Source organism: Nocardia sp. NPDC004718 (assembly GCF_053601535.1).
This window is the reverse complement of record NZ_JBSGCA010000002.1, coordinates 271,594-295,759: the sequence shown is the minus strand read 5'-3', so window position 1 is coordinate 295,759 and position 24,166 is coordinate 271,594. Positions and strand designations below refer to the sequence as shown.

Below are 24,166 nucleotides of genomic sequence, written 5' to 3'. Positions count from 1 at the left end.
GTTCAGGCGTTCCGGGCGCTGTCGACGCCGATCGAGGAGATCGTGGGATCGGTGTTCGCTGAGGTGCTCGGGGTGGAGCGTGTCGGTGCGGATGACGATTTCTTCGCGCTCGGTGGTAATTCGCTGTTGGCGACGCAGGTGGCGGCGCGTATCGGCGCGGCACTGGACACGCGTGTGCCGGTCCGCGTGATCTTCGAGGCAGCGACCGTCGCCGCACTCGCGATCAAGGTCGAGCGGGGCTCCGGTGAACGCAAACGCATCCCCCTCGTCGCGGGACCGCGTCCGGACCGCATCCCGCTGTCGTTCGCGCAACAGCGCATGTGGTTCCTCAACCAGTTCGACACCTCGGCCTCGGTCTACAACATCCCGGCCGCTATCCGCTTGTCCGGCGACCTGGACGTGGCCGCGTTGCGGCTCGCCGTCGCCGACCTCGTCGCACGCCACGAGATCCTGCGCACGATCTACCCGCAGACGCCGGACGGCCCGGTACAGCGGGTCCTCGCTCCGCACGAGGTCCCGATGGATCTGGCTCCCGTGCAGATCGGCGACGAGCACGTCGCCGGCGAGGTGCGGCGGGTCGTCGCCGCGGGCTTCGACGTGACGGTCGAGGCGCCGTTGCGCGCGAAGCTGTTCCAGCTCGCGGGCACCGAATACGTGCTGGTCTTCGTCACCCACCACATCAGCGCCGACGGCTGGTCGATGGGCCCGCTGACCAGGGACCTGATGCTGGCCTACGTGGCGCGCACCGGCGGCCAGGAGCCGTCCTGGGCCCCGCTGCCCATCCAGTACGCCGACTACGCGCTCTGGCAGCGCGACGCGCTCGGCCCCGACGACGACCCCGGGTCGCCGGCGGGCGAGCAATTGGATTACTGGACCACCGAACTCGCCGACCTGCCCGACGAGCTGAACCTGCCCGCGGACCGGCCGCGCCCGCCCGCCCAGTCCTTCGCGGGCGGCAGAACCGATTTCGTCGTCGAGGCCGACGTGCACGCCGCGCTGGCCGATCTCGCGCGGCGGCACAACGCCACGATGTTCATGGTGGTACACGCCGCGTTCGCGGTGCTATCGGCTCGTCTGTCCGGCACCGAGGACATCGCCATCGGCACGCCCGTCGCGGGCCGCGGCGAAGCCGAACTCGACGACCTGATCGGCATGTTCGTCAACACGCTGGTGCTGCGCAGCCGGGTCACGCCCGGTCTCGGCTTCACCGAACTGCTGGCCCGCACGCGGGAAACGGATCTGCGCGCCTTCGCCAACGCCGACATCCCGTTCGAGCGGCTGGTCGAAGTGCTCGCCCCCGAACGCTCGGCCGGTCGCCATCCGCTGTTTCAGGTGGCGCTGTCGTTCGAGAACCTGCCCGCGACCGGCTTCGAGCTACCCGGCCTGAGCTTCACCGCGCTCGACCCGGCCGCCGACACCGCCAAGTTCGACCTGCTGCTGACCGTGCGCGAGCAGCGCGCCGAATCCGGTGCGGAAGCCGGTCTGGCCGCCGAATTCACCTATGCCCGTGACCTGTTCGACGAACCGACCGTGGTCGAGTTCGGCCGCAGGTTCCGTCGCATCCTGGCCGCGGTCGCTCAGCGCCCGGACACCGCCGTCGGCGATCTGGAGATCTTGGACGACTCCGAGCGCGCGGAGCTGATCACCCGTACCGGCGCACCAGCCGTGCCGCCGCGCACGCTGCCGGATTTGCTGGCCGCGGCCGTCGCCGGGAATCCGGCCAGAATCGCCGTGGTCGCGGACGACCGCACCTTCAGTTACGCCGAACTCGACGCGGCTTCGGCGCAATTGGCGCGGGCGCTGATCGACCGCGGCGCGGGACCGGAGGTGCCGGTCGCCATCGCGATCCGTCGTTCGGTGGAATCCGTGCTGGCACTGTGGGCGGTGACCAAGACCGGCGCGGCGTTCGTTCCGATCGACCCGACCTATCCAGCCGACCGCGTCGCGCGCATGGTCGCGGACTCCGGCGTAGCGCTCGGCCTGACGCTCACCGCCGAACTGGACAACCTGCCCCTGCCCGGCGGCTGGCTCGCCTTGGACGATCAGGACTTCACCCTCGACGTCGCAGCGCGCTCGGATAAGCCATTGCGTCCCGACGAGCTGCGCGGACCGCTGCGCGCGAGCAACGCCGCGTATGTGATCTACACATCCGGCTCCACCGGCGTGCCGAAGGGCGTCGTGGTGACCCACGAAGGTCTGGCGAATTTCAGCACCGAACAGGTGGAGCGCTATCGGCTCGACAGTTCCACTCGCGCCCTGGCGTTCGCGTCGCCTTCGTTCGACGCGTCGGTGCTGGAACTGCTGCTCGCCCTTGGTTCCGCGGGCGGGCTCGTGGTAGCGCCGCCGTCGACCTTCGGTGGCGCGGAACTGGCCGAGCTGATGCGCGCCGGAGGCGTCACGCACGCCTTCCTCACGCCGTCGGTGCTCGCCTCGCTCGATCCGGACGTGTTGCCGGGGGTACGGGCCGTCGTGGCGGGCGGCGAAGCGGTGCCCGCCGATCTGGCGGCCAAGTGGACGACCGTGCCCGAACGCGATTTCCACAATGGTTACGGGCCGACCGAAACCACCATCATGACCAACATCAGCGACCCGCTCCGGCCCGGCGAGCCGGTCACGATCGGCGGACCGATCCGCGGGATGCGGTCGCTGGTGCTCGACAGCAGGCTGCGCCCGGTGCCAGAAGGGGTCGCGGGCGAGTTGTATCTGGGCGGTATCCAGCTCGCGCGCGGCTACCACGCGCGGTCGGCACTGACCGCCGCTCGCTTCGTGGCTGACCCGTACGGCGTGCCCGGCGAGCGTCTCTACCGCACCGGCGACCTGGTGCGCTGGCGCCGATCCGGCGGTGCGCCGGTCCTGGAGTACTTGGGCCGCAACGACTTCCAGGTCAAGGTGCGCGGCTTCCGCATCGAACTCGGCGAGATCGACGCGGCGCTCACGGCCCAGCCCGAAGTCGACTTCGCCGTGACACTCGGCCGCGAAACCGGTTCGGGCGCCACCATGCTGGTCTCGTACGTGCTACCCGCCGAGGGGGCGACGGCCGACCCGTCCGTGCTGACCGAACGGATCGGACGCACACTGCCGGAGTACATGGTTCCGGCGGCGATCGTCGTGCTCGACGCGATTCCGCTGACCCCCGCGGGCAAGCTGGACCGCAACGCGCTGCCCGCGCCCGAGCCGGACCTCCGCGGCTACCGCGCGCCGCGAACCCCCGCCGAACTGGTGATCGCCGAGGTGATCGGCGAGGTGCTCGGTCTCGAACGGGTCGGGGTCGATGACGACTTCTTCGCCCTCGGCGGCGACAGCATCGTGTCCATCCAGGTGGTCTCCCGCTCGCGCGCACGAGGTGTGACCTTCGCGCCGCGGGACGTCTTCGAATGCCGGACCGTCGCCGCGCTGGCCCGCGCCGCCGCGGTGGAGGGCGGCGGCCCCGGTGACGAGGCGGGCGAACTACCGCTGACGCCGGACGCCGCGCGGATGCTGGACGAAGGCATCGAAGTGCGGGCCATCGCGCTCGACATCCCCGAGACCTGCTCCGTGGAGACGGTGCACGGAGCGGTCGCCGCCGTGCTCGAGCAGCATCCGATGTTGTGGGTACAACTGCGCTACGGCGAGGACGGCACGCCGGTGCTGCGCATTCCCGCCGCCGCCGAACGCACCGGCGAGGCGTTCCGCAGGCTGGACCCGCAGCGCGGCGAGACTTCGCTGCCCATCGACGACGTGGTGCAGGCGGTCGCCGCCGCCCTCGACCCCGAACAGGGCCGCAACATCTACTTCGTGCTCACCGGCGGCCCCGAGGCTCGCTCCACGCTGATCGTCGTGGCCAGCAGCCTCGTCATCGACGACGTCTCCTGGCGGGCGGTCGTCGACCAGCTCACCGCACGGTGGGAGCGGGCGCGCCACGCCGCGCCCGCGAGCGCCGAAACCGGCCTCGGCGTGCTCATTCGCGCCCTCTCGGCCAAGGCGCACGATCCGGTCACGGTCGCCGAAATGGACTGGTGGCGACTAGCGCTCGGCTCCGTCCCGGAGGGCGCGGGAACCGAGGGACGGGATCTGCACGCACGCAGCCGGGTATCGCTCACCATCACCGCGGAGGGTGCGGCGGCCGTCGCCGCGGCCGCCGAGGCCTACCACGCCGGGGTGGAGGACATCCTGCTCACCGCGCTGGCGCTGGCACTGCAGACCGCCGCGGGAGAGACCGTCACACGCGCCATCGGTACGGTCGTCCGGCTGTCCGCCGACGGTCGCGCGGCCACCGACGCCGACGGGGCGAGCACGGTCGGCGGCTTCGTCACGGAATATCCGCTGCCGTTGCGGTTGAGCCGGATCGACATCGACGAGGCCCTGATCGGCGGACCGGCGGCGGGCACCGCGATCGCGCAGATCAAGGAGTTGCGCCGGTCGGTGCCCTCGCGCGGTGTCGGCTACGGCCTGTTGCGCCATCTCAATGCCGAGACCGCCGCCGAGCTGCGTGGCCTCGGGCGTGGCCGGTTCGCGCTGCGCTACCGGGATCTGCGTCCGGCGCGGGTGCACACCGACATCCCGTCCGACGACCTGCTGCTCGTACTGACCGTCGACGCCACCGACGACGGCCTGCTCGCCCGGTTCGACTTCGCCGCCGCCGCGTTCCGCGGTGAGGACGCGAAAACGTTCGCCGAGCACTGGATCCGCGCGCTCGGCGGCCTCGCCGAGCACGGACTGCGCCCGGACGCGGGCGGCTACACCCCCTCCGATTTCCCGCTGGTGCGGCTCAAGCAGCCCGACATCGACCGCTTCGCCCGCGCCTACCCCGACCTGTCCGACGCCTGGCCGCTCACCCCGCTGCAATCGGGCATGTTGTTCCACGCCCTGCTCGCGGAGCACTCGGTGGACGTCTACACCACCCAGTTCGTGCTCGATCTCAGCGGCGCGGTGGACGCCCACCGGATGCGCGCGGCCGCGCAAGCGGTGCTGGACCGGCACGACAACCTGCGCGTCGCCTTCGCCGACGACAGCGAGGGCAAGCCAGTACAGATCGTGCAGGATTCGCTGGAGGTGCCGTGGCGGCTGATCGATCTCGGTCAGCTGGAACCCGACGCGGCCCGAACCGAACTGGAGCGGATCAAGGCGGCGGATCTGGCCGACCACTTCGACATGCGGACCGCGCCGCTGCTGCGGTTCGCGCTGATCCGCTCCGCCGCGGCCCGCTACCACCTGCTGGTGACCAGTCACCACATCCTCGTCGACGGCTGGTCCATGCCGCTGTTGATGAAGGATCTGCTCACCCTGTACGCGTTCGGCGGCAAATCCCGGCACCTGCCCTCGGTGCCGTCCTACCGCGACTATCTGGCCTGGCTGGTCGCTCAGGACGCGGAAGCGGCGCGTTCCGCCTGGCGCGCCGCGCTGGCCGGTGTCACCGAGCCGACGCCGCTGGCGCCGGTCGATCCCGGCCGCGAGATCGCCTCGGGCGTCGGCGAAGTCGGGTTCGAGCTGTGCCCGGCCGACACCACCGCGCTGACCCGGCTCGCATCGGGGCTGGGCGTCACGGTGAACACCGTGGTGCAGGCGGCCTGGGGACTGCTGATCGGTCGCACCGCCGACCGTGACGACGTGGTCTTCGGCGCCACCGTGTCCGGCAGGCCGCCCCAGCTGGACGGCGTCGAGGCGATGGTCGGCCTGTTCCTCAACGCGATCCCGGTGCGGGTGCGGCTCGACCCGACCGGCACGCTGGGCGGGCTGCTGCGGCAGCTACAGGCCGAGCAGGCCGCCCTGCTGGACTATCACTACCTGGGGCTGAGCGACATTCAGGAAGCCGTCGGCGTGGAGGGGCTGTTCGACTCGCTCGTCGTGTTCGAGTCGTTCCCGGTGGACCGGGAGGGTCTGGAGCGGGCGGGCGCCATCGACGGTATGAACGTCACCGGCGTCGGCGCGGTCAACGGCACCCATTACCCGTTCACGGTCATGGTGGTGCTGGACAGCCAATTGCGCGTCTCGGTGAAATACCTGCGCGACGTCATCGACGAACCGGCGGCGCTCGCGCTCGCACAGCGGCTCTCGGCGCTGATCGGCCGCTTCGTGACCACCCCTCAGGCGCGCGTCGGCGATATCGACGTGCTGCTGGACGCCGAGCGCGCCGAGCTGGTCGCGCACAACGCCACCGACGTGCCGGAACTGCTCGACGGCGCGACGTTGACCTCCCTGTTCGACGCGCAGGTGGCGCGCACGCCGGACGCGCCGGCGGTCCGCTTCGGCGACACCACGCTCACCTACGCCGAACTCGACTCGCGCGCCCGGTCCTTGGCCGTCGAGCTGATGCGCTGGGGCGTCGGCCCGGAGACGCTGGTCGCCGTGGCCTTGCGGCGCGGCATCGACCTGGTCGTCGCGATCTACGCGGTGCTGCGCGCCGGTGGCGGTTACGTCCCGATCGACCCGGACCACCCGGCCGAACGCAGCGAGTACGTCCTCGGCAGCGCCGCCCCGATCTGCGTTCTGACCACCACCGCGGACGCGTTCGACACCGCGACCGGTGTGCCGGTAGTCGCCGTGGACACGCTGTATCTGCCTCCGTACGAGGGTCCTTGGCCGCGGGAGGAGGTGCGTCCGGACACCGTCGCCTACGTCATCTACACCTCCGGCTCCACCGGCCGCCCCAAAGGCGTGATGATCACGCACCGGCAGATGGTGAATCAGTTCCGCTGGGCGCAGTCGGCCTACCCGCACGGCGGCGACGATGTGGTGCTGCACAAGACGCCGATCACGTTCGACATCTCCGCCTGGGAGTTGTTCTGGCCGTTGCAGTCCGGGGCGTCGATCGTGATCGCCGCGCCCGACGGGCATCGCGATCCGGCCTATCTGGCCCGCGTCATCGTCGACAACGCGGTGACCACGGTGCATTTCGTGCCATCGATGCTGGACGCGTTCTCGGATCCGGTGGCAGGCCCGACCGTGGCGTACCCCTCGCTGCGCCGGGTGTTCGCCGCGGGCGAGGCGTTGTCCGGGGCGACCGCGAGGAAGTTCGCCGCGGCCGTGCCGGGCGCCGAGCTGATCAACTGGTACGGCCCTGCCGAGGCCACCGTGGTCACCGGCCATCGCGTGCGCGACACCGCCGCGGCGTCGGTTCCGATCGGCGTCCCGGCCGCCAATACGCGCGTGCACGTGCTCGACCGGCAGTTGCAGCCGGTTCCGCCGGGCGCTGCGGGCGAGTTGTACGTCGCGGGTGCGCAATTGTCGCGCGGCTATCTCGGGGCCCCGGCCCTGACGGCCGAGCGTTTCGTCGCCCATGCGGGCGGCACCCGGCTCTATCGCACCGGCGACATCGTGCGCTGGCACGACGGCGCGCTGGAATACCTGGGCCGCGGCGACTTCCAGGTCAAACTGCGCGGCCAGCGCGTGGAACTCGGTGAGATCGAGGCCGTGCTGACGAGTCATCCGCAGGTGCGGCACGCCGCGGCCTCGGTGGTGCGTGGCGCCAGCGGCGATCGGCTGGTCGCGTACGTCGTCGGCGCGCCGGGGACGACCCTCGACGAAGCCGCGTTGGCGGCGCACGCCCGCGCCGCGCTGCCGTCGTACATGGTGCCCTCGGCTGTGGTCGCGCTCGCCGAGCTTCCGCTCAACGCCAGCGGCAAACTCGACCGCAAGGCGCTGCCCGCGCCGCCGTTGGTGACGCGTCCGTACCGCGCGCCGGGCACGCCGCTGGAGCGGACCGTGCTCGAGGTGTTCGACGAGGTCCTCGAACCCGGCCCGGTGCATCGGATCGGGATGGACGACGACTTCTTCGGCCTCGGCGGCACCTCGCTGGTCGCCACGCGGGCGGTCAGCAGGCTGCGCACGCTTACCGGCGCCGAGGTGCGGGTGCAGTGGTTCTTCACCGACCCGACCCCGGCGGCCCTGGCGGCCCGGATCATGGCCGCGCTGGCCGACGATCACGACTACGACCAGGACTCGAACGCGGCGCTCGGCGTCCTGCTGCCGATCCGCACCATGGTGCCGCACGACGTGGCCGCCGCCGAGCCGCTGTTCTGCCTGCATCCGATGTACGGATTGTCCTGGTGCTACGCGGGCCTCGCGCGCTACGTGCCCGCCGGCACGCCGATCTTCGGCCTGCAGTCGCCCGCGCTCACCGAAGAGGGCTACCTGCCGGAGTCGCTGGTCGAGATGGCGCACCGCTACGTGGCCGAGATCCGCGCGGTGCAGCCGCACGGGCCCTACCGGCTGCTCGGCTGGTCGCTCGGTGGTGTGCTGGCGCACGCGGTGGCGACCGAACTGCAGGCCGCAGGCGAGGAGATCGGCCTGCTGACCATGCTCGACAGCCACCCCGACATCGACGTCACGGATTTCCGGGCGGCGATCCGCGAGGCGCTGGCCGAACTCGGCATCGGCGCGGACGCCCTGCTGCCCGGCGAGGGCGACGTCCACGATCTGAGCGAGGACGCGCTGGCCGCGCTGCACGCCACCATCCCGCCGGACATGGCAGTGCTCACCCCGGACCGGGTGCGCCGGATCTACCGCAGCGCGGTGCGCTCGGCCGAGCTGATCGCCGAGCACCGGCCGGACGTCTTCCGGGGCCGATTGGACTACTTCAGCGCGTCCGGTCACGACACCGCGGCGGCCGGCTGGCAACCTTATGTCGACGGCCGGGTGGACGATCATCCTGTCGGTGTCTCGCACGATCAGATGACATCGCCGGAAGCGCTCGCGCAGATAGGTCCCAGATTGTCCGAGTTGCTCGATCCCCCGGGGTGGGAAGCGACACGGAACATGGGGCGGTCATGATCGAGCCGACACCGTTCCGGCATGATAGGGCAACGGTGCGGTAACGAAGTCCACTGTTGTGACGACTACATAGGCCGTATGGTCGGGCGGGATGCCTGGACATCCACCCCGGCGTGTGGGGCATGCAGAGCGAATCTCGAGACGAAGCGAAGGTGCGAAATTGATACGTCGACAGAGCCGGCGCGGTGGCCTGCGGGCCGCGGCCGCCATCGCGGCAACCGCGGTGCTCGCGGGAATGATGACCGGTCTCGGCGCGTCCAGCGCGACAGCTGATCCGATCATCGATTCCAAGACTCTGTTGGGCAACCCGGTCGCCCCGGACGGTTCGCGTATCACCAAGGCCGAGTACAAGGACGCCCGCAGCATCCGGCTGTACGTGTACTCGGCGGCGATGGACGAGAAGGTCATCATCGACGTCCAGCGCCCGGCCGACGCCTCCGTGCCGCGTCCGACGCTGTATCTGCTCAACGGCGCGGGCGGCGGCGAGGACGAAGCCTCGTGGCAGGCGAAGACCGACGCGCTGCAGTTCCTGTCGGACAAGAACGTCAACGTGATCCAGCCGATCGGCGGCAAGTGGAGCTACTACACCGACTGGATCAAGGACGACCCGGTACTCGGCCGCAACAAGTGGAAGACCTTCTTCACCGAGGAGCTGCCCCCGCTGGTCGACGGCGCGCTGGGCACCAACGGCGTGAACGCCATCGCGGGCCTGTCCACCTCGGGCACCACGGTGCTCGCGCTGCCGATCGCCAAGCCGGGCCTGTACAAGGCGGCCGCGGCCTACAGCGGCTGCGCGCAGACCAGTGACCCGGTCGGCTCCGAGTTCGTCAAGCTGACCGTCGAGACCTGGGGCGGCGGCAACACCGACAACATGTGGGGTCCGGAAGGCTCGCCGGACTGGGTGGCCAACGATCCGTACGTGAACGCCGAGGGACTGCGCGGGCTCGACCTCTACATCTCCACCGGCAACGGCCTGCCCGGCCAGTACGACACGCTCAACGGTCCGTACGCGCTGCCCGGGGCATACGGTCTGGCCAACCAGATCGTCATCGGCGGCGTGATCGAGGCGGGCACCAACTACTGCACGCACAACCTGAAGAACAAGCTGGACCAGCTTGGCATCCCGGCCACCTACAACTTCCGCGACTCGGGCACCCACTCGTGGGGCTACTGGCGCGACGAGTTCCAGCTGTCGTGGCCGGTGCTCGCGAAGGGCCTCGGTATCTGATCCGAATCGAGCCGGGACCGCCCGGCAGGATTCCTCCGACCGCCTGGTCGCCGCTGTCGCGCGACCAGGCGGTCGTCTTTCTGGGGTAACCGTCACAAAAAAGTTCGGGAACCCGTAAAATTCAGTTCGTGGGTATTACGTTGGTCGAGTCGACCAAGTCCGTCACCGGGCGCGCGCGTGCCGCGACCGTTCTGCTGGGGCCCGCGTTCGTCGCGGCCATCGCGTACGTCGATCCCGGCAACGTCGCATCCAATATCAGCGCGGGCGCGCAGTTCGGCTACCTCCTGGTCTGGGTCATCGTGCTGGCCAACGTGATGGCGGGGCTGGTCCAGTTCCTCTCGGCCAAGCTCGGCCTGGTCACGGGGTGGTCGCTGCCGGAGGCGGTGCGCGCGAAGGCGAGCGGTCCGGTCCGGCTCGCCTACTGGGGCCAGGCGGAGACGGTCGCGATCGCCACCGACCTGGCCGAGGTGGTCGGCGGCGCCATCGCGCTGCATCTGCTGTTCGGCCTGCCCCTGTTGGTCGGCGGCGTGATCACCGGCGCGGTGTCGATGGTTCTGCTGCTGGTGCAGGACCGTCGCGGCCAGCAACCGTTCGAGCGAGTGATCACCGGGATGCTCGCGATCATCGCGATCGGATTCCTGGCGAGCGTGGTCATCGCCCCGCCGTCGGCCGGGGGCACGGTGGGCGGTCTCCTGCCGCGTTTCCAGGGCACCGAGAGCGTGCTGCTCGCCGCCGCCATGATCGGCGCCACGGTCATGCCGCACGCGGTCTACCTGCACTCCGGCCTGGCCCGCGACCGGCACGGGCAACCGGCGCCGGGGCCGCTTCGCGCGAGGCTGCTGCGAATCACCAAGGTCGACGTCGGGCTGGCCATGATCTTGGCGGGCACGGTGAACCTGGCCATGCTGCTCATGGCGGCCAACACCCTGCGCGGCCGAAACGTCGAGACCATCGAGGACGCGCACGCGGCCGTCGGCGACGTGCTCGGCCCGGCCGCCGCGCTGCTGCTCGCGATCGGCCTGCTCGCCTCCGGCCTGGCCTCGACGTCGGTCGGCGCCTACGCGGGCGCGATGATCATGCAGGGCCTGTTGCACAGGCGAATCCCGCTGATCACACGCAGGCTGATCACGTTGATCCCCGCCGTCGCGGTCCTCGCGCTGGGGATCGACCCGACCCGCGCGCTGATCATCTCCCAGGTGGTGCTGTCGTTCGGCATCCCGTTCGCGCTGATTCCCCTGGTGCGGTTCACGAGTGACCGCACGCTGATGGGCGCGGACGTCAACCATCGCGTGACCACCGCGCTGGCCTGGACGGTCGCGGCGATCATTTCCGTGCTCAATGCCGCCCTGATCTATCTCACCGTCACCGGGCGGTAGCCCGCCCGGCGCGGCGCGCCGATCAGACCCAGTTCTCGATCCAGTACTTCCAGATCCGCGGTGCGTAGGCGTCCAACGGCGGAACCCTGATGTCGGTGCCCGCCAGGGCCGCGCTGGTGTGCCTGCAATCGAACCAGCAGGCGAATTCGCTGTGCTCCAGCACGTCCAGCGGCACGCCGACCCGGAGCAGCAGCCAGTTCGCGCCGGGAACCCGCAACATCATGTCCAACGTGCGCTTGGGCATCACCTCGACCAGGTGCGGCGCGCCCGCCTCGTCGGCGAACAGGTTGAGCGCGTCGACCGCGCTCTGCCTGCGCGGATCCACCAGGTGATAGGTGATCTTGTCCGAGCCGGCGCGATGCGCGATGTGATCGAGGGCGCGGGCCACGAAATCCACCGGGACCATGTTGGTCTCGCCCAGTTTGGGCACTAGGACCGGCAGCAGCCTCGGCAGCTGCGCGCCCATGCGCAGCAGGCGGAAGAAGTAGTACGGGCCGTCGATCCGATCGATCTCACCGGTCCTGGAATGCCCGATCACGATCGAGGGCCGATAGATCCGCCAGCGCAGCGACGATTCCCGCACGATCCGCTCGCCCTCGAACTTCGCTCGCTGCATCGGGGTGGCCAGCGCCTGCCCGTGATCGAACATGTCCTCGGTGAACAGGCCCTCGGTGGACCCGGCCACCTCCACGGTCGAGACGTGGTGCAGCAGGCCGACGCCCAGCTCCTCGGCGACGTCGACCAGGTGCCTGGTCCCGCCGCCGCGCTCGGTCAGGTCGTAGCCCCCGGCCAGATGGAAGACGTGCTCGATGGCGCCGCGATGCCGGGCCAGCCAGGTCGGATCGATGCCGAGCCCCGGGGCGCCCAGATCGCCGCGCACCGGACGGACGCGGTCGCCGCCCGCCCATTCCTGCGCGCAGCAGGCGAACCGGTCGGCCGAGGCGTCGCCCGGCCGAACCAGCACATGGATGTCACCCTCGCGTTTCAGGAGCTCAGGGATGAGAAAACGACCGATGAACCCAGTTGCCCCGGTAACCAGGTAAGTCATAGCCGATGAACATAGTCGCCTGTCGGTCGCTACGTTCCGGCGGGCTGATCAGTCGGCGAAGACGGGCTTGCGCTTGCTGAGCATCGCGGTGGCGCCCTCGATGAAATCGGGGGAGCGCAGCAGTTCGGTCTGCCCCGCCTTCTCGGCGGCCAGAGCCGTGTCCAGCGCCGCCAGCGTGGCCTGGTTCAGCGCGTGCTTGGTGAGTTCCAGTGCGCGGCGCGGACCCGTGGCGATCTTCTCGACCCCGGCCTCGACCGCGGCGTCTAGTTCGTCGTCGGGCACGACGGCGGTGAACAGACCGGCGGCCGCGGCTTCCCGGGCGGGCAGCCGTTCGCCGAGCAGTGCCATCCGCGCCGCCAGCGGGCGGCCCGCCGCCGCGGCCACCAGCGCGGCCGCCCCGCCGTCGGGCATCAAGCCGATGTTGATGAAGGCCAGCAGCAGGTAGGAGTCCTCGCTCGCGTAGACCAGGTCGGCGGCCAGCGCGATGCCGACGCCGACGCCCGCCGCGGCGCCGCGGATGCGCACGATCACCGGGACCGGCGCGTCGACGATGGCCCGCACCAGCCGGTTCGCCGCGTCCATCACCATGTCCGAGGTGATGCCCCGCTGCGCCTCGTCCGCGCTCGCCGAGAGATCGGCGCCGGTGCAGAAATCGCCGCCCTCGCCGGTCAGTACGATCGCCCGCACCGCGCGGTCGTCCGCCGCCGCGCGGAAGGCGTCCCCGAGCGCGACCATGGTGTCGTAGTCGATGGCGTTCTTCCGCTTCGGGTTGGTGATCGTGATCCGGAGCACCTTGCCGTCCTGGACCGCGGTGAACTTCGCGGCGGAGGGGGCGGCCGGGGCCGCGGAATCGTTGTTGCTCACGTTTGCTCCTAAGCTGCAATTCGCCGGACGCCAGGCTGTGAATAATGGTTAACTTTGCGAATTGTGGTTAACTTAGGTTCCATTGTCGGGCGCTGTCAACCAGCGCCGCCGGAGAACGGAGAGGTGCATGGTCGCGGATCGCAGCGAGGTCGATCTCGCTCCCGCGCGCCCCGAACCGGGCAGGCGGGCGGGCGCCGAGGGCGCGCCGTCGGTGCGCCGCCGTCCGAAGGACCGCAAGGTGCAGATCATCCGGGCGGCCGCCCGCGCGTTCAGCGAACGTGGGTACTACCCGGTCGGCGTGGACGAGATCGCCGCCGAGGTCGGCATCTCCGGTCCCGCCCTCTACCGGCATTTCACGAACAAGTACGCGTTACTGGTCGCCGCCGCGGAGGAGGGCGCGCAACACCTGCTGAACGTGGCCCAGGGGGCCGACGACGCTCGGCTGGACCCGGTGCGGCGCGCCGACGCGCTGATCCGAGCGATCAGCGAGCACACCGTCGACATCCGCCGCGAGGCCGGGCTCTACCGCTGGGAGCGGCGCTATCTCGAGCGGGACGACCGCGTCCGGATCAAGAAGATCTACGACGACCTGAACAACACCCTCGCGGCGCCGATCGCACTGCTGCGACCCGAGGCGCCGCCCGCGGACGTGGCCATGCTGGCCGCGGGCGTGCTCAGCGCGATCGCCAGCATCGCCGCGCACCGCACCGCACTGTCGAGCGCTCGGCTGCTTCCGCTGTTGCATCAGATGTCCTGGGCCATCCTGCGCACCGAACTGCCTCCCGGGCCCGCCGAACCTGATCCCGGCCCGCCCGTGCGGGGCATCCCGGTGACCTCCAAGCGCGAACAGTTGCTCACCGAGGCCATCCGGATCTTCGGCAGGCAGGGATATCACGAGGCGAGCATCGAGGAGATCGGCGCCGCCGTCGGCATCAACGCCTCCAGCGTGTACCGGTACTTCGCGAGCAAGGCCGATCTGCTCGCCGCGGCGTTCCACCGCACCGGCGACCGGCTGGCCATCGCGATCACCGAGGCGCTGGCCGATGCGACGAGCCGGGCGGACGCCGCGCGCAACGTGGCCGACCGCTACGCCAAACTGAGTTTCGCCATGCCCGAGATCATGGCGGTGTACTACGCCGAGTTCGGCAACCTGCCGCAGGCCGAGCAGCACAAGCTGCGCGCCATCCAGCGGCAGAACGTGCTGGAATGGGCCAACCTGCTGGACGGCGACCCGGTGGAAGCGCGTTTCCGGGTGCACGCCGCCATCAGTCAGGTGATCGATGTGGGCAGGCTGATCCGATTCGATTCCCGGCCCGCGCAATTGGCCCGGGTCACCGCGCTGATGGACGCGGTGCTGCTCGCCGATGACGCGCAGCCGGACGATGCCCGCCATTAACCCCGGGCATGGCCACAGCGCAGCCGGACAACGTCCGCATCAGCCTGCGCATGGCCGCAGCGAAGGCGGAGGTACGCACCGGAGGCGCAGCCGGACAACGTCCGTCATCAGCCTGCGCATGGCCGCAGCGAAGGCGGAGGTACGCACAGGAGGCGCAGCCGGACAACGTCCGTCATCAGCCTGCGCATGGCCGCAGCGAAGGCGGAGGTACGCGTGGGCGCGCCGCTCAGGGGCGGCGGCCGTGCCGGATCCGGAAGATCGTTCTGGCCAGGCGGAGATGGCGCGGGGACCGATCGAACGTGGACAGATTCACCGGCGCCTGATACCGCTTGCGGGTGATGGCCAGGGTCCGGCTGAACTCTCGTAGTCCCTGGTCGCCGTGGCTGTGGCCCTGGCCGTATTCGCCCACACCGCCGAAAGGCAGCGCGGGAATGCCCGCGTACGCGGTCGATGAGTTGATGGTCACCACCCCGACGCGCAGTTGCTCGGCGAACGCCTCGATCTCGTGCACGTCCCTGGTGAACACCGACACCGCGACGTCGGTGCCCACCGCGTTGATCCGCTCGGCGGCCTCGTCCATGCTCGCCACCTTGTTCACGATGAGCACCGGGCCGATGCCCTCGCCCGTGATGGCGATGCTCTCCTCCGGCACCTCGGCCAGCACGATCGGCTCGATGTAGGGATCGCGGATGGAGTCCAGCCCGCCGACGACCGCGCGGCCGCCGCGGGCCACCGCGTCGCGCACCTGCCTGCGCACCACGTCGATCTGTGACTCCATGATCATCGGGCCGTAGGACGCCTTCCGGTCCGCGCCCGGCCGCAGCTTGCGGGCCTGATCCACGACCAACTCCAGGAAGCGGTCGTAGACGGATTGGGCGACGTAGGCCCGTTGGATGCCGGTGGCGTTCTGCCCGGCGTTGGCCATCGCGCCGAACACGGCGGCCTCGGCGGCGTCGTCGAGTTTCGCGTCGACGTGCACGACCATGCTGCCCTTGCCGCTGCGTTCCACGACGACCGGCGTCATGGTCTGCGCGCACACCGAGATCACCTCCCGCGCACCGGCTTCGGAGCCCGCGTAGGCGATCTTGTCGACCTTCGCGCGGCACAGCGCGGTGCCGGTGGCCTTGTCTCCCGTAACCACTTGCAGCACCGGCTGGTTCGGTGCGAGCCGGGACCAGCTGTCGGCCAGCCACACGCCGACGCCGGTGGTCAGCTCGTGCGGCTTGAACACCACGGCGTTGCCCGCCGCCATCGCGTAGGCGATCGAACCCATCGGGGTGAACACCGGGTTGTTCCACGGGCCGAGCACACCGACGACGCCCAGCGGCAGATACCCGACGGAGGCCCGCTGATTGCGGGTGAGCCAGTTGGAACCGATGCGCCGCCGGTCCAGCGTGCGGCCCGCGTTGCGCGCGGCCCAGTCCAGGTTCTCCACCGCGAGCATCACCTCGATCGCGGCGTCGGCTACCGGCTTCCCGGTTTCCTCGCACAGCAGGGCGACCAATTCGCCCGAGCGCCGGGCGATCTCGCGTTTCCAGTCCAGCAGCCACCGCTTCCGGCTGCTGAATCCGAGTTCGGTCCACCATTTTTCGGCGGAGCGAGCCGCGCGCACGGCGCGATTCAGTTCGCCCGCGCTCATCATGGCGTAGTTGCCGACGACCTCGCCGGTGCGCGGGTCATAGGACGTGAGGACGTTCGTTCGGCCCGTTCCTCCCGGACGCGCCGCCAACCGTGACTGCGCGGACTCGGCCATGATCACCTCTCGCAGTGTCGAAACCGGCGTGCGGACCGCTCATCGGGGCCACATCCGCGGACGAGTGAGTGTTTTCCCCCGAAAAGCAGACTATGGTCTCGCGCAGCGGGCCGACAAGGCTCGGCCGCGGCCTCGGTGTCCGGATCGGATCGCGCTCACCAGCGCCGATTCTTCACACGGCGAACGGGCAGCGGAAAATGTGAGTAAGGACACAATGGGCGCACGCTGGTGCGGGTACCTCACGCGACGCGGCAGCCCGGGCGATCGGGCCGGTAACATCACGCCGAGCGCGACGGATCACCAATCCGAGCGTGCGCCTGCGCTCGGGCGACCTGGTCGCCGTACCGGCCGATAGTGGAGAGTTGATGCCGAGTTCCAACCAAGCGGATTCGCATGCGAGTGAGCCTGCGGTCCGGGTAACGGACGTTCGCAAGTCGTTCGGCGATGTGCACGCACTGCAGGGCGTCAGCTTCGTCGCCGAACGCGCTTCCGTCCTCGGCATCCTCGGGCCGAACGGCGCGGGCAAGACGACGATGGTGAAGGTCCTCTCCACGCTGCTGCGTGCCGACTCCGGCACCGCCGTCGTGGCCGGGTACGACGTGTCGAAGGACCCGGCGGGCGTGCGCCGCTCGATCATGATGACCGGCCAGTACGCGGCGCTGGACGAGAACCTCTCCGGCCGGGAGAACCTCGAGCTGTTCGGCAGACTGATGGGCCTGGGCAAGTCCACGGCCCGCAAGCGCGCCGACACCCTGCTCGAGGAATTCGATCTGGTGAGCGCGGGCCGCCGGGCCGTACGCCACTACTCGGGCGGCATGCGCCGCCGCGTGGACATCGCCTGCGGGCTGGTCGTGCGTCCCGAGGTGGTGTTCCTGGACGAGCCGACCACGGGCCTGGACCCGCGCAGCAGGCAGGGCGTCTGGGACCTGGTGACCGCGCTGAAGACGCAGGGCATCACGGTGCTGCTGACCACGCAGTACCTGGAGGAAGCCGACGTGCTCAGCGACAACATCATCGTGATCGACAAGGGCACGGTGATCGCCGAGGGCACCGCCGACGAACTCAAGGAGAAGACCGGCGGCAGCTACTGCGAGGTCGTCCCGCTGGATCAGAAGAAACTGCGCACCGCCGCGTACGCCCTGGGCGACCTGGTGCCGCCCGCGGTGCTGGCCGACATCGACGGCGGCGACCGGCTGTCCATCCCGGCGCCGGAAGGCGCCGCCACGCTGACCGAGGCGCTGCGCAGGCTCGACAGCGCCGGTGTCGAGCTGGCCGACATCGCGCTGCGCCGCCCCTCGCTCGACGACGTGTTCCTGTCCATCACCGGCCACTCGGGCGGGCGAGCGTGACCGCTGCGACCGCCCCGGAGCACACCGAGGCCGAGGTGACGCTGTTCGCCGAGTTGCCCGCGGCGCGGCTGTCGTCGTTCGCGCAGTGGCGCGCGCTGACCGGCCGCATCGTCCGCACCATGGCGACCAAGGGCGAGCTGATCGTCGCCGCGGTCACGCCACTGATCTTCACCCTCGGTTTCTATCTGCCGTTGCGCTACGTGATGAAGATCCAGGGCGTCGACTACGCCCAGTACGTCATGCCGATCATCGTGTTGCAGACCATGGCCTTCACCATGATGTCGAACGCGCAGCTGGCCGCCTTCGAGGCGATGACCGGCCTGAGTACCCGACTGCAGACCATGCCGATCGGCACACTGGTGCCGTTCACCTCGCGCATCTGCGCCGGGCTGGTCCGGTCGGTGACCTCGCTCACCGCCGCGGTGCTGTTCGGGTACCTGATCGGTTTCCGTTTCGTCGCCGGCGTCGGGCAGGCCGTGCTGTTCTGCGCGTTCTCCCTCGCGGTCGGCACGGTGCTCGCGGTCGGCGCCGACGGGCTCGGCAGTCTGACCAAGAGCCCGGAGTCGCTGAGTCAGGCGCTGACGCTGCCGACGCTGATCTTCGGCATGCTCTCCTGCGGGTTCGTGCCGGAACGCAACTTCCCGGAATGGATTCGCCCGTTCGTGCGCAATCAGCCGATCTCCCAGTTCTCCTTCGCGCTGCGCGACATGGCGGCCGACGGCGTGACCTGGCACGTGCTGTGGGTTCCGCTGGTGTGGTTGATCGGGCTGGCGGCGGTGTTCACCCCGTTGGCGATCTGGGCGAGTGTGAGGCGGTCATGAGTTCGGTGGAATCGACCGTGGAGCGCACCGCGCCGCAGACCGAGGTGTTCGAGGGACGCCCGGCCGAACCCCTGCCCGTCGTCCGGACGCGGCCGGAAGGCTCGCTGGTCACCTGGGTGGTGCAGAGCCTGATCCAGTGCAAGCGGCTGCTGCTGGTCTGGGCGCGTGATCCGGCGACGACCATCCAGACGCTGGTGTACCCCGCGCTCACCTTGGTGATGTTCTACATCGTGCTGAACAAGCCCGTCTCCGGGGCCACCGGCATGTCCGCCGTGTACGGCACGGTCCCATTGTTGACGTTGGTCGCGGCGATGTCCGGCGCGGTGGTCAGCGCCCTCGGCTTCAAGACCGAGAAGATGACCGGACTGCTCGGCCGGTTCTGGACGATGCCGGTGCACCGTGCGGCCGGATTCACCGGGCGGCTGCTCGCCGAGGCGATCCGTGTCCTGGTGACGACGGTGTTCGTCGTCGCGGTCGGCCTGCTGCTCGGCTTCCGATTCGAGCAGGGACCGGTCGCGGCGCTGGCGTTGATCGGCATCCCGGTGCTGTTCGGGGTGGCGTTCGCCGTCCTGGTCACCGCGCTGGCCACTGTGTCCGAGGGCGTGATGCTGGTGAATATCGTCGGCATGATCAGCACCTTGCTGATGTTCTTCAACTCGGGTTTCGTTCCGGTTTTCGCCTACCCGATCTGGTTGCAGGACGTGGTGGCGCATCAGCCGATGAGTTGCGCGATCGATGCGATGCGCGGGTTGTCCTACGGCGGTGCGGTCGCCGCCCCGCTGCTCGAGACGCTCGCCTGGACGCTCGGGATGATCGTCGTCTTCGCCTACCCGGCGATCAGGGGATACCGGCGGGCCGCGGAAACGGGGCCCTAGCCACCAGCCGTCGCCGTGCGCCGGGTTCCGATCATCGGACCCGGCGTTCGGCGTCTTCGCGCGGTTCGGCGAACCCGTAGTCCAGCCAGCGGTTCCGATGGGCCCAGCCGACCAGGTCGTAGCGCCAGCGGAACGGCCAGGTGTGCGCGACCGTGCCGAACAGCACCGCGCCCAGCGCCGTGTAGTCGTCGTGCGCGGACAGCAGGGCGCGCTGACCACGCGGGGTAGCGCTGAAGAACGCGTCGAACATGGCGATGGACTGCTCGGTGGTGAGTCTGCCGAGGCCGTAGAGGCCGCGCATCCGCATCCGATACACCAGCCGTGCGCGCGGCGGCCACAGCGCGGCGATGGGGTCGCGGCCTTCCCGCAGCGCGGTGATCGCGGTGTCGACCAGCGCGAGTGAGCCGGCGACGCTGTACCCGGTGCACGGGTGCATCATGCCGCCGCGCGAGCCGAACGGAATCGCGCGCGCCTTGCCGGTGCGTGGCGGCGGCTGGTCGAGTGGATAGTGCGCCGCCTCGCTCGGTTCGTCACCGGTGAGCCGGATGCCGTGCGCCGCGAGGCGCGCGAGTGTGCGCTTGCGCAGTTCGTGCTGCGGCATGCCGCCCCGGAGGCCGAGACTGGTCTCCTCGAAGATCACCGTGCCGTCGCCGAGCGGCACCGCGTAGAGGAACGACGGCGGCTCGTCCGGGCCCGCGCCGTTCTCCGGCCGCCAGTCCAGCAGCAGGCCCTCGCCTTCGGCGATCATCGGCGCGGCCGTCTCGGCGTCGACGAAGATGCCGTGCGCGCTCGCCCCGCGGCGGCGTCCCAGTGGGGGCAGCCCACGGGTGTCGAACACCGCCGCCGCCCGGTGCGTCGTGCCGTCGGCGAGTTCGACCTCGTGCGCGTCCACCCGCGTGGCGCGGCCCGCGAGGACGGTGGCGTCATCGAGCGGTAGCGCCGCGCGCAGGCCGGGTTTGGACAGTACGCAGTAGGGACGGTCGATGCGATGCTCGGTCTTCGTCCACACTCTGGGCGCCGGGATGGTCGTCGCGACAGCCGTGGACGGCAGCCATTGCGGCAGCTCGTCCACCCAGCAGGCGAAGGTGGGCGGCCACAGCCGTTCGGGGCGGGGGTCGATCGCGGTCACCGACAGCCCCGCGATCATGGCGCGGTGCGCGAGCGCCCGTCCGGTGGGACCGAGCCCGACCACGCACACATCGACTTCCCGGTCCGCGCTGACACCCATAGGGGCATTCAATCCGGTGGGCCGACGGAAGCGCAACTATTCCACGCCCGCGAGCCCAAGGAATTCGGGTCTCGCTATTTCGGAATCGGATCGGTTCGAAACGGTGCGAATTCCGGTGCACGGGCATGCCCCCAGAATCGGTGGCCCAGCAACTTCAGTCGTGAATCGGCCCGGGACAGACCATAGCCTGAGCTCGGAACGCGAGGCGTTCCGGGATTCGGGATAAGGGGAGTGATGAGAGGGAGCCACCTCCGCCGGTTGCTGCTGTCGGCGGTCGTCGCAGGCGCTGCGGCCGCATCGGCAATGGTTTCGGTGCAGGCCAAGGCCGCGCCCGCGGAGTCTTCTATTGTTTCCGTGCAGGAGCACAGTGCGCGGAACCTGACATTGACGGTGCATTCCGCCGCCATGGATCTCGATATTCCGGTGGAAGTGCAGCGCGCCGCGGACACCAGCGTTCCGCGGCCGGTGCTGTATCTGCTGCTCGGCGCTGCGGGTGGCATCGACGGCTCCACCTGGGCCACGAAGACCGATGCGCTGCAATTCCTCGCGGACAAGAACGTGCACGTGGTCACGCCGATCGGCGGCATGTTCAGCTACTACGCGGACTGGGAGAAGGACGACGCCAGGTTGGGGCGCCAGAAGTGGCGGACCTTCCTGAGCCGCGAACTGCCTCCGCTGATCGACTCGTATCTCGGGACCAGCGGGCGCAATGCCCTCGCGGGGTTCTCGATGTCGGGGACCACGACGCTCGCGCTCGCCGCCACCACGGGTGACCTGTACTCCGGCGTCGCCGCCTACAGCGGTTGCGCGCAGACCAGCGATCCGGTCGGCCGCGAGTTCGTCCGGCTGACCGTCGAGGAATGGGGTCTCGCGGAACTGGACAACATGTGGGGTCCCGCGGGCGACCCGCAATGGGTGGCCAATGATCCTTACGTGCAGGCGGAGGGATTGCGTGGAAAATCCATCTACATCGCCAGTGGAAATGGCATGCCCGGCGTCTACGACCGATACGGCGGGAAATATTCGCTGAACGGTCCGTGGGGTTTCGCGAATCAGCTCGTCGTCGGCGGTGTGATCGAAGCGGCCACCAATTACTGCTCGCACAACATGAAAGACCGGCTGGACAGCCTCGGAATCCCCGCGCGATACAACTTCCGCCCGGAAGGCACCCATTCCTGGGGCTATTGGGAGGACGCGCTGAAGGATTCGTGGCCGACGCTGGCCGCTCCATTGGGAATCTGATCCGCGGGAATTCGAAATGACTGTTCGCACTCGGGCCGCGCGCGTCGTCGGCCTCATGATGGCCGCTGCCTGTGTGGCGGTGTGCCATGCGCCGACCGCGGCCGCCGTCCCGGAGACACCGGCGCTGGACGGCGCCAATGACTGGTCTTGCCTGCCCACACCGGCGCGACCGGAGCCGGTGGTGCTCGTGCACGGCTCGGGCACCGATATCGGCCGCAGCTTCCCCCTGCTCGCGCCGGCCATCCGGGCCGAGGGACACTGCGTGTTCGCCGCGAATCTCGGCGCCGCGCCGGGTGTCGTCGACGCGGTGAGCGGGCAGACCGGCTCCAGCTCCACCGGCATCGGGCCGATCGGCGCCGCACTGCTCGGGCGTGTCGTATACGGCGTGGCCGACATCGATCGAATGGCGGGCGAGCTCGCCGAAGTCGTGCGGTCGGTGCGGGAGACGACGGGCGCGAGCCGGGTGGCGCTGGTCGGCCACTCCACCGGCGGCACCGTGATCCGGCAGTATCTGCGCGCCCGCGGCGCGGAGGCGGTGTCCCAAGTGGTGACTCTCGGCACGCCGTATCGCGGCTCGACCTGGGCCGGGTTGCGCGGCAGCTATCCGGACCTGGCCGCGCTCGGCCTGGGCGACGCGCAGATCGCGGCCCAGGTCTTCGGGACTCCGGGCCGGCAGCAGGTGGTCGGGTCACCGCTGCTGAACCGGCTGAACGCGGGAGGCGAGACCGTGCCCGGTCTCCGGTACACGGCCATCGCCTCCCGCGCCGACCAGGTGATCACGCCGCAGGACACCGCTCTGCTCGCCGCGCCCGACCCAGCCCACCGCAACGTGTGGCTGCAGGACGGATGCCCTACCGACGCGGCCGATCACAGCGGCATGCTGGAAGACGCACGCGCCACCGCCGCCGTTCTCTCCGCGCTCGCCGGGGATCGGCGAACGTTGCCCTGCTGAGCGCATCCTGGCCGGAGCGGATCACGAAGATGGAGAACCTCGGTGAGTCTCGGCATTACTTGTAGCGGGCTGCGCCGCGAATTCGCCGGAGTCGCGGTGATCGACGACGTGACCTTCCGCGCCCCCGCGGGCCGGGTCACCGCGGTCGTCGGACCGAACGGCGCGGGCAAGACGACGCTGTTGTCGATGCTCGCCGGTCGGTTGCGGCCACACCGGGGGTGGCTCCGCGTGGAGGACGCGGATCCGAGCGCAGAGCCATGGGTGGTCCGCTCCCGGGTCGGCTGGGTCCCCGACGTGTACGAGAGCAGCGAGACCTGGTCGGTCGCGGAGATCGTGCGGTTCTCCGCGAAGATCGCGGGCCACAGCGCGGACGCGGCCGATGAACTGGTCGATCGGGCAATACATCTCGCGCGTTTGGCGGACTCCGCTTGCACGCCCGTTCTCCGTCTGTCCCGGAGTGATAAGAAGTGGCTCGGCCTGGCCAGAGCGCTGGCCGCGGGTACGACGGCACTCGTACTGGACAACCCCATGGCCGACTTGGACCACGACGGGCGTCGCTATCTGGCCGGAATGCTGCGAGCTCTCGCGCGCCAGGACATGACGATCGTCGTCTCGGCTTGTCGCGCAGACGATCTCGCCGGATGCGCGGAGAACATCCTGCACCTCGATCAGGGGCGACTCGTCGCGGGCGACGCATCGGTCCCGGCCCCGGTCGAACCTCGGACGGCTTTCGCGGGACCGGACGCGCGCGGCTCGCGGAACCCGACTACTTCGGTGTGACCCAGGTGGTGATGTCCGCGTGCACCACTTCCAGGCCGTGCTTGTCGTAGATCGACACCGGCACCACCACCTCGCGCCCCTCGGTGATGCTCGCGAAGTCGGGGATCTCGGCCAGCTTCGCGACGGCCCGCAGCCCGGTCTCGGCTTTCGCCAGATATCGCACGTTCATCGCCTTGGGGATCCATCGGTGCGTCGCGGGCACGGTCGCCTCGCTGAGCATGCCCATCGCGACCTCGGCCAGATTGCACGCCGCGATCGCGTGGAAGGTGCCCAGGTGGTTGTGGATGCCGAACCACTTCGGCGACGTGACCTCGCACAACCCCGGTTCGAGCCGGACCACGTTCGGCAACACGGTGCCGAAGTAGGGCACCCGCGCCACCATCCCGAGCGAGAACAGGGCATGCCCCAGCCGGTTGTCCGGCAGCTTTTTCCAGCCGCGATAGGTCACGGTCTCTTTTGCCATGGGCGTATCTTACTCAAAAGTAAGTTCGTGGCCAGCCCCACCG

Annotated in this window: 15 protein-coding genes; 10 read left to right on the top strand and 5 right to left on the bottom strand. The window is 69.8% G+C overall.

What is annotated here, in order from left to right:
- The 3 genes from ACWEH3_RS03445 to ACWEH3_RS03435 form a co-directional block, all read left to right on the top strand.
- Nucleotides 1-8,748 (top strand): amino acid adenylation domain-containing protein (locus tag ACWEH3_RS03445; protein WP_452358260.1); only part of this gene is annotated, 8,748 nt, incomplete at its 5' end.
- A 238-nt stretch (nt 8,749-8,986) separates the two neighbouring features.
- Entirely contained in the window at nt 8,987-9,976 is a 990-nt protein-coding gene (locus ACWEH3_RS03440; protein ID WP_450026038.1) for an alpha/beta hydrolase, read from the top strand.
- A gap of 134 nt (nt 9,977-10,110) precedes the next feature.
- On the top strand, nt 10,111-11,352 hold the full coding sequence (locus ACWEH3_RS03435; RefSeq protein ID WP_450026040.1) for an Nramp family divalent metal transporter: 1,242 nt from the start codon (nt 10,111-10,113) through the stop codon (nt 11,350-11,352).
- A gap of 22 nt (nt 11,353-11,374) precedes the next feature.
- On the opposite strand, the gene ACWEH3_RS03430 is transcribed toward ACWEH3_RS03435, so the two are convergent.
- The gene (locus ACWEH3_RS03430) at nt 11,375-12,400 is read right to left on the bottom strand and encodes an SDR family oxidoreductase (RefSeq protein ID WP_450026034.1); all 1,026 of its coding nucleotides are present in this window, start codon (nt 12,398-12,400) and stop codon (nt 11,375-11,377) included.
- A gap of 48 nt (nt 12,401-12,448) precedes the next feature.
- A complete protein-coding gene (locus tag ACWEH3_RS03425) occupies nt 12,449-13,264 on the bottom strand; it encodes an enoyl-CoA hydratase-related protein (protein ID WP_452358259.1) in 816 nt (271 codons plus the stop codon).
- A gap of 127 nt (nt 13,265-13,391) precedes the next feature.
- On the opposite strand from ACWEH3_RS03425, the gene ACWEH3_RS03420 reads away from it, so the two are divergent.
- Complete coding sequence (locus ACWEH3_RS03420; RefSeq protein WP_450014995.1) at nt 13,392-14,660, top strand: TetR/AcrR family transcriptional regulator; 1,269 nt, start codon at nt 13,392-13,394, stop codon at nt 14,658-14,660.
- Between the two features lie 226 nt (nt 14,661-14,886).
- Here the strand turns inward: ACWEH3_RS03420 and ACWEH3_RS03415 are convergent, their stop codons facing one another.
- Nucleotides 14,887-16,413, bottom strand: coding sequence for an aldehyde dehydrogenase family protein (locus tag ACWEH3_RS03415; RefSeq protein WP_450014996.1), 1,527 nt, complete (start codon nt 16,411-16,413; stop codon nt 14,887-14,889).
- Between the two features lie 365 nt (nt 16,414-16,778).
- On the opposite strand from ACWEH3_RS03415, the gene ACWEH3_RS03410 reads away from it, so the two are divergent.
- From ACWEH3_RS03410 to ACWEH3_RS03400, 3 genes are read left to right on the top strand one after another with little or no spacing between them, the layout of a single operon-like run.
- On the top strand, nt 16,779-17,762 hold the full coding sequence (locus ACWEH3_RS03410; RefSeq protein ID WP_355076010.1) for an ATP-binding cassette domain-containing protein: 984 nt from the start codon (nt 16,779-16,781) through the stop codon (nt 17,760-17,762).
- Between the two features lie 35 nt (nt 17,763-17,797).
- Nucleotides 17,798-18,583: an ABC transporter permease gene (locus ACWEH3_RS03405; RefSeq protein WP_355076316.1), complete on the top strand. Its 786-nt coding sequence runs from the start codon at nt 17,798-17,800 to the stop codon at nt 18,581-18,583.
- Nucleotides 18,580-19,458, top strand: coding sequence for an ABC transporter permease (locus tag ACWEH3_RS03400; protein WP_450014997.1), 879 nt, complete (start codon nt 18,580-18,582; stop codon nt 19,456-19,458). Before ACWEH3_RS03405 ends, ACWEH3_RS03400 begins: the two co-directional genes overlap by 4 nt.
- 31 nt (nt 19,459-19,489) lie before the next feature.
- On the opposite strand, the gene ACWEH3_RS03395 is transcribed toward ACWEH3_RS03400, so the two are convergent.
- A complete protein-coding gene (locus ACWEH3_RS03395) occupies nt 19,490-20,686 on the bottom strand; it encodes a lycopene cyclase family protein (protein ID WP_450014998.1) in 1,197 nt (398 codons plus the stop codon).
- Nucleotides 20,687-20,920: 234 nt separating this feature from the next.
- Here ACWEH3_RS03395 and ACWEH3_RS03390 point away from each other — a divergent pair, with 234 nt between their 5' ends.
- Genes ACWEH3_RS03390 through ACWEH3_RS03380 form a run of 3 tightly spaced genes read left to right on the top strand, consistent with a single transcriptional unit; the run spans nt 20,921 to nt 23,660 of the window.
- Nucleotides 20,921-21,928, top strand: coding sequence for an alpha/beta hydrolase (locus ACWEH3_RS03390; protein WP_450014999.1), 1,008 nt, complete (start codon nt 20,921-20,923; stop codon nt 21,926-21,928).
- A gap of 16 nt (nt 21,929-21,944) precedes the next feature.
- Nucleotides 21,945-22,880: a lipase family alpha/beta hydrolase gene (locus ACWEH3_RS03385; RefSeq protein ID WP_450015000.1), complete on the top strand. Its 936-nt coding sequence runs from the start codon at nt 21,945-21,947 to the stop codon at nt 22,878-22,880.
- A 42-nt stretch (nt 22,881-22,922) separates the two neighbouring features.
- On the top strand, nt 22,923-23,660 hold the full coding sequence (locus ACWEH3_RS03380; protein WP_450015001.1) for an ATP-binding cassette domain-containing protein: 738 nt from the start codon (nt 22,923-22,925) through the stop codon (nt 23,658-23,660).
- Here ACWEH3_RS03380 and ACWEH3_RS03375 read toward each other — a convergent pair.
- Nucleotides 23,647-24,123 carry a hotdog fold domain-containing protein gene (locus tag ACWEH3_RS03375; protein WP_450015002.1) on the bottom strand — a complete coding sequence of 159 codons (477 nt, stop codon included), beginning with the start codon at nt 24,121-24,123 and terminating at the stop codon, nt 23,647-23,649. The genes ACWEH3_RS03380 and ACWEH3_RS03375 overlap by 14 nt on opposite strands.
- Nucleotides 24,124-24,166: the final 43 nt, after the last annotated feature.

What these genes read in the sequence shown, in the direction of transcription:
- ACWEH3_RS03420 (WP_450014995.1), top strand. Translation starts at nt 13,392, where the DNA reads ATGGTCGCGGATCGCAGCGAGGTCGATCTCGCTCCCGCGCGCCCCGAA.
- ACWEH3_RS03375 (WP_450015002.1), bottom strand. Translation starts at nt 24,123, where the DNA reads ATGGCAAAAGAGACCGTGACCTATCGCGGCTGGAAAAAGCTGCCGGAC.
- ACWEH3_RS03410 (WP_355076010.1), top strand. Translation starts at nt 16,779, where the DNA reads ATGCCGAGTTCCAACCAAGCGGATTCGCATGCGAGTGAGCCTGCGGTC.
- ACWEH3_RS03400 (WP_450014997.1), top strand. Translation starts at nt 18,580, where the DNA reads ATGAGTTCGGTGGAATCGACCGTGGAGCGCACCGCGCCGCAGACCGAG.
- ACWEH3_RS03440 (WP_450026038.1), top strand. Translation starts at nt 8,987, where the DNA reads ATGACCGGTCTCGGCGCGTCCAGCGCGACAGCTGATCCGATCATCGAT.
- ACWEH3_RS03430 (WP_450026034.1), bottom strand. Translation starts at nt 12,400, where the DNA reads ATGACTTACCTGGTTACCGGGGCAACTGGGTTCATCGGTCGTTTTCTC.
- ACWEH3_RS03415 (WP_450014996.1), bottom strand. Translation starts at nt 16,413, where the DNA reads ATGGCCGAGTCCGCGCAGTCACGGTTGGCGGCGCGTCCGGGAGGAACG.
- ACWEH3_RS03395 (WP_450014998.1), bottom strand. Translation starts at nt 20,686, where the DNA reads ATGGGTGTCAGCGCGGACCGGGAAGTCGATGTGTGCGTGGTCGGGCTC.
- ACWEH3_RS03390 (WP_450014999.1), top strand. Translation starts at nt 20,921, where the DNA reads ATGAGAGGGAGCCACCTCCGCCGGTTGCTGCTGTCGGCGGTCGTCGCA.
- ACWEH3_RS03385 (WP_450015000.1), top strand. Translation starts at nt 21,945, where the DNA reads ATGACTGTTCGCACTCGGGCCGCGCGCGTCGTCGGCCTCATGATGGCC.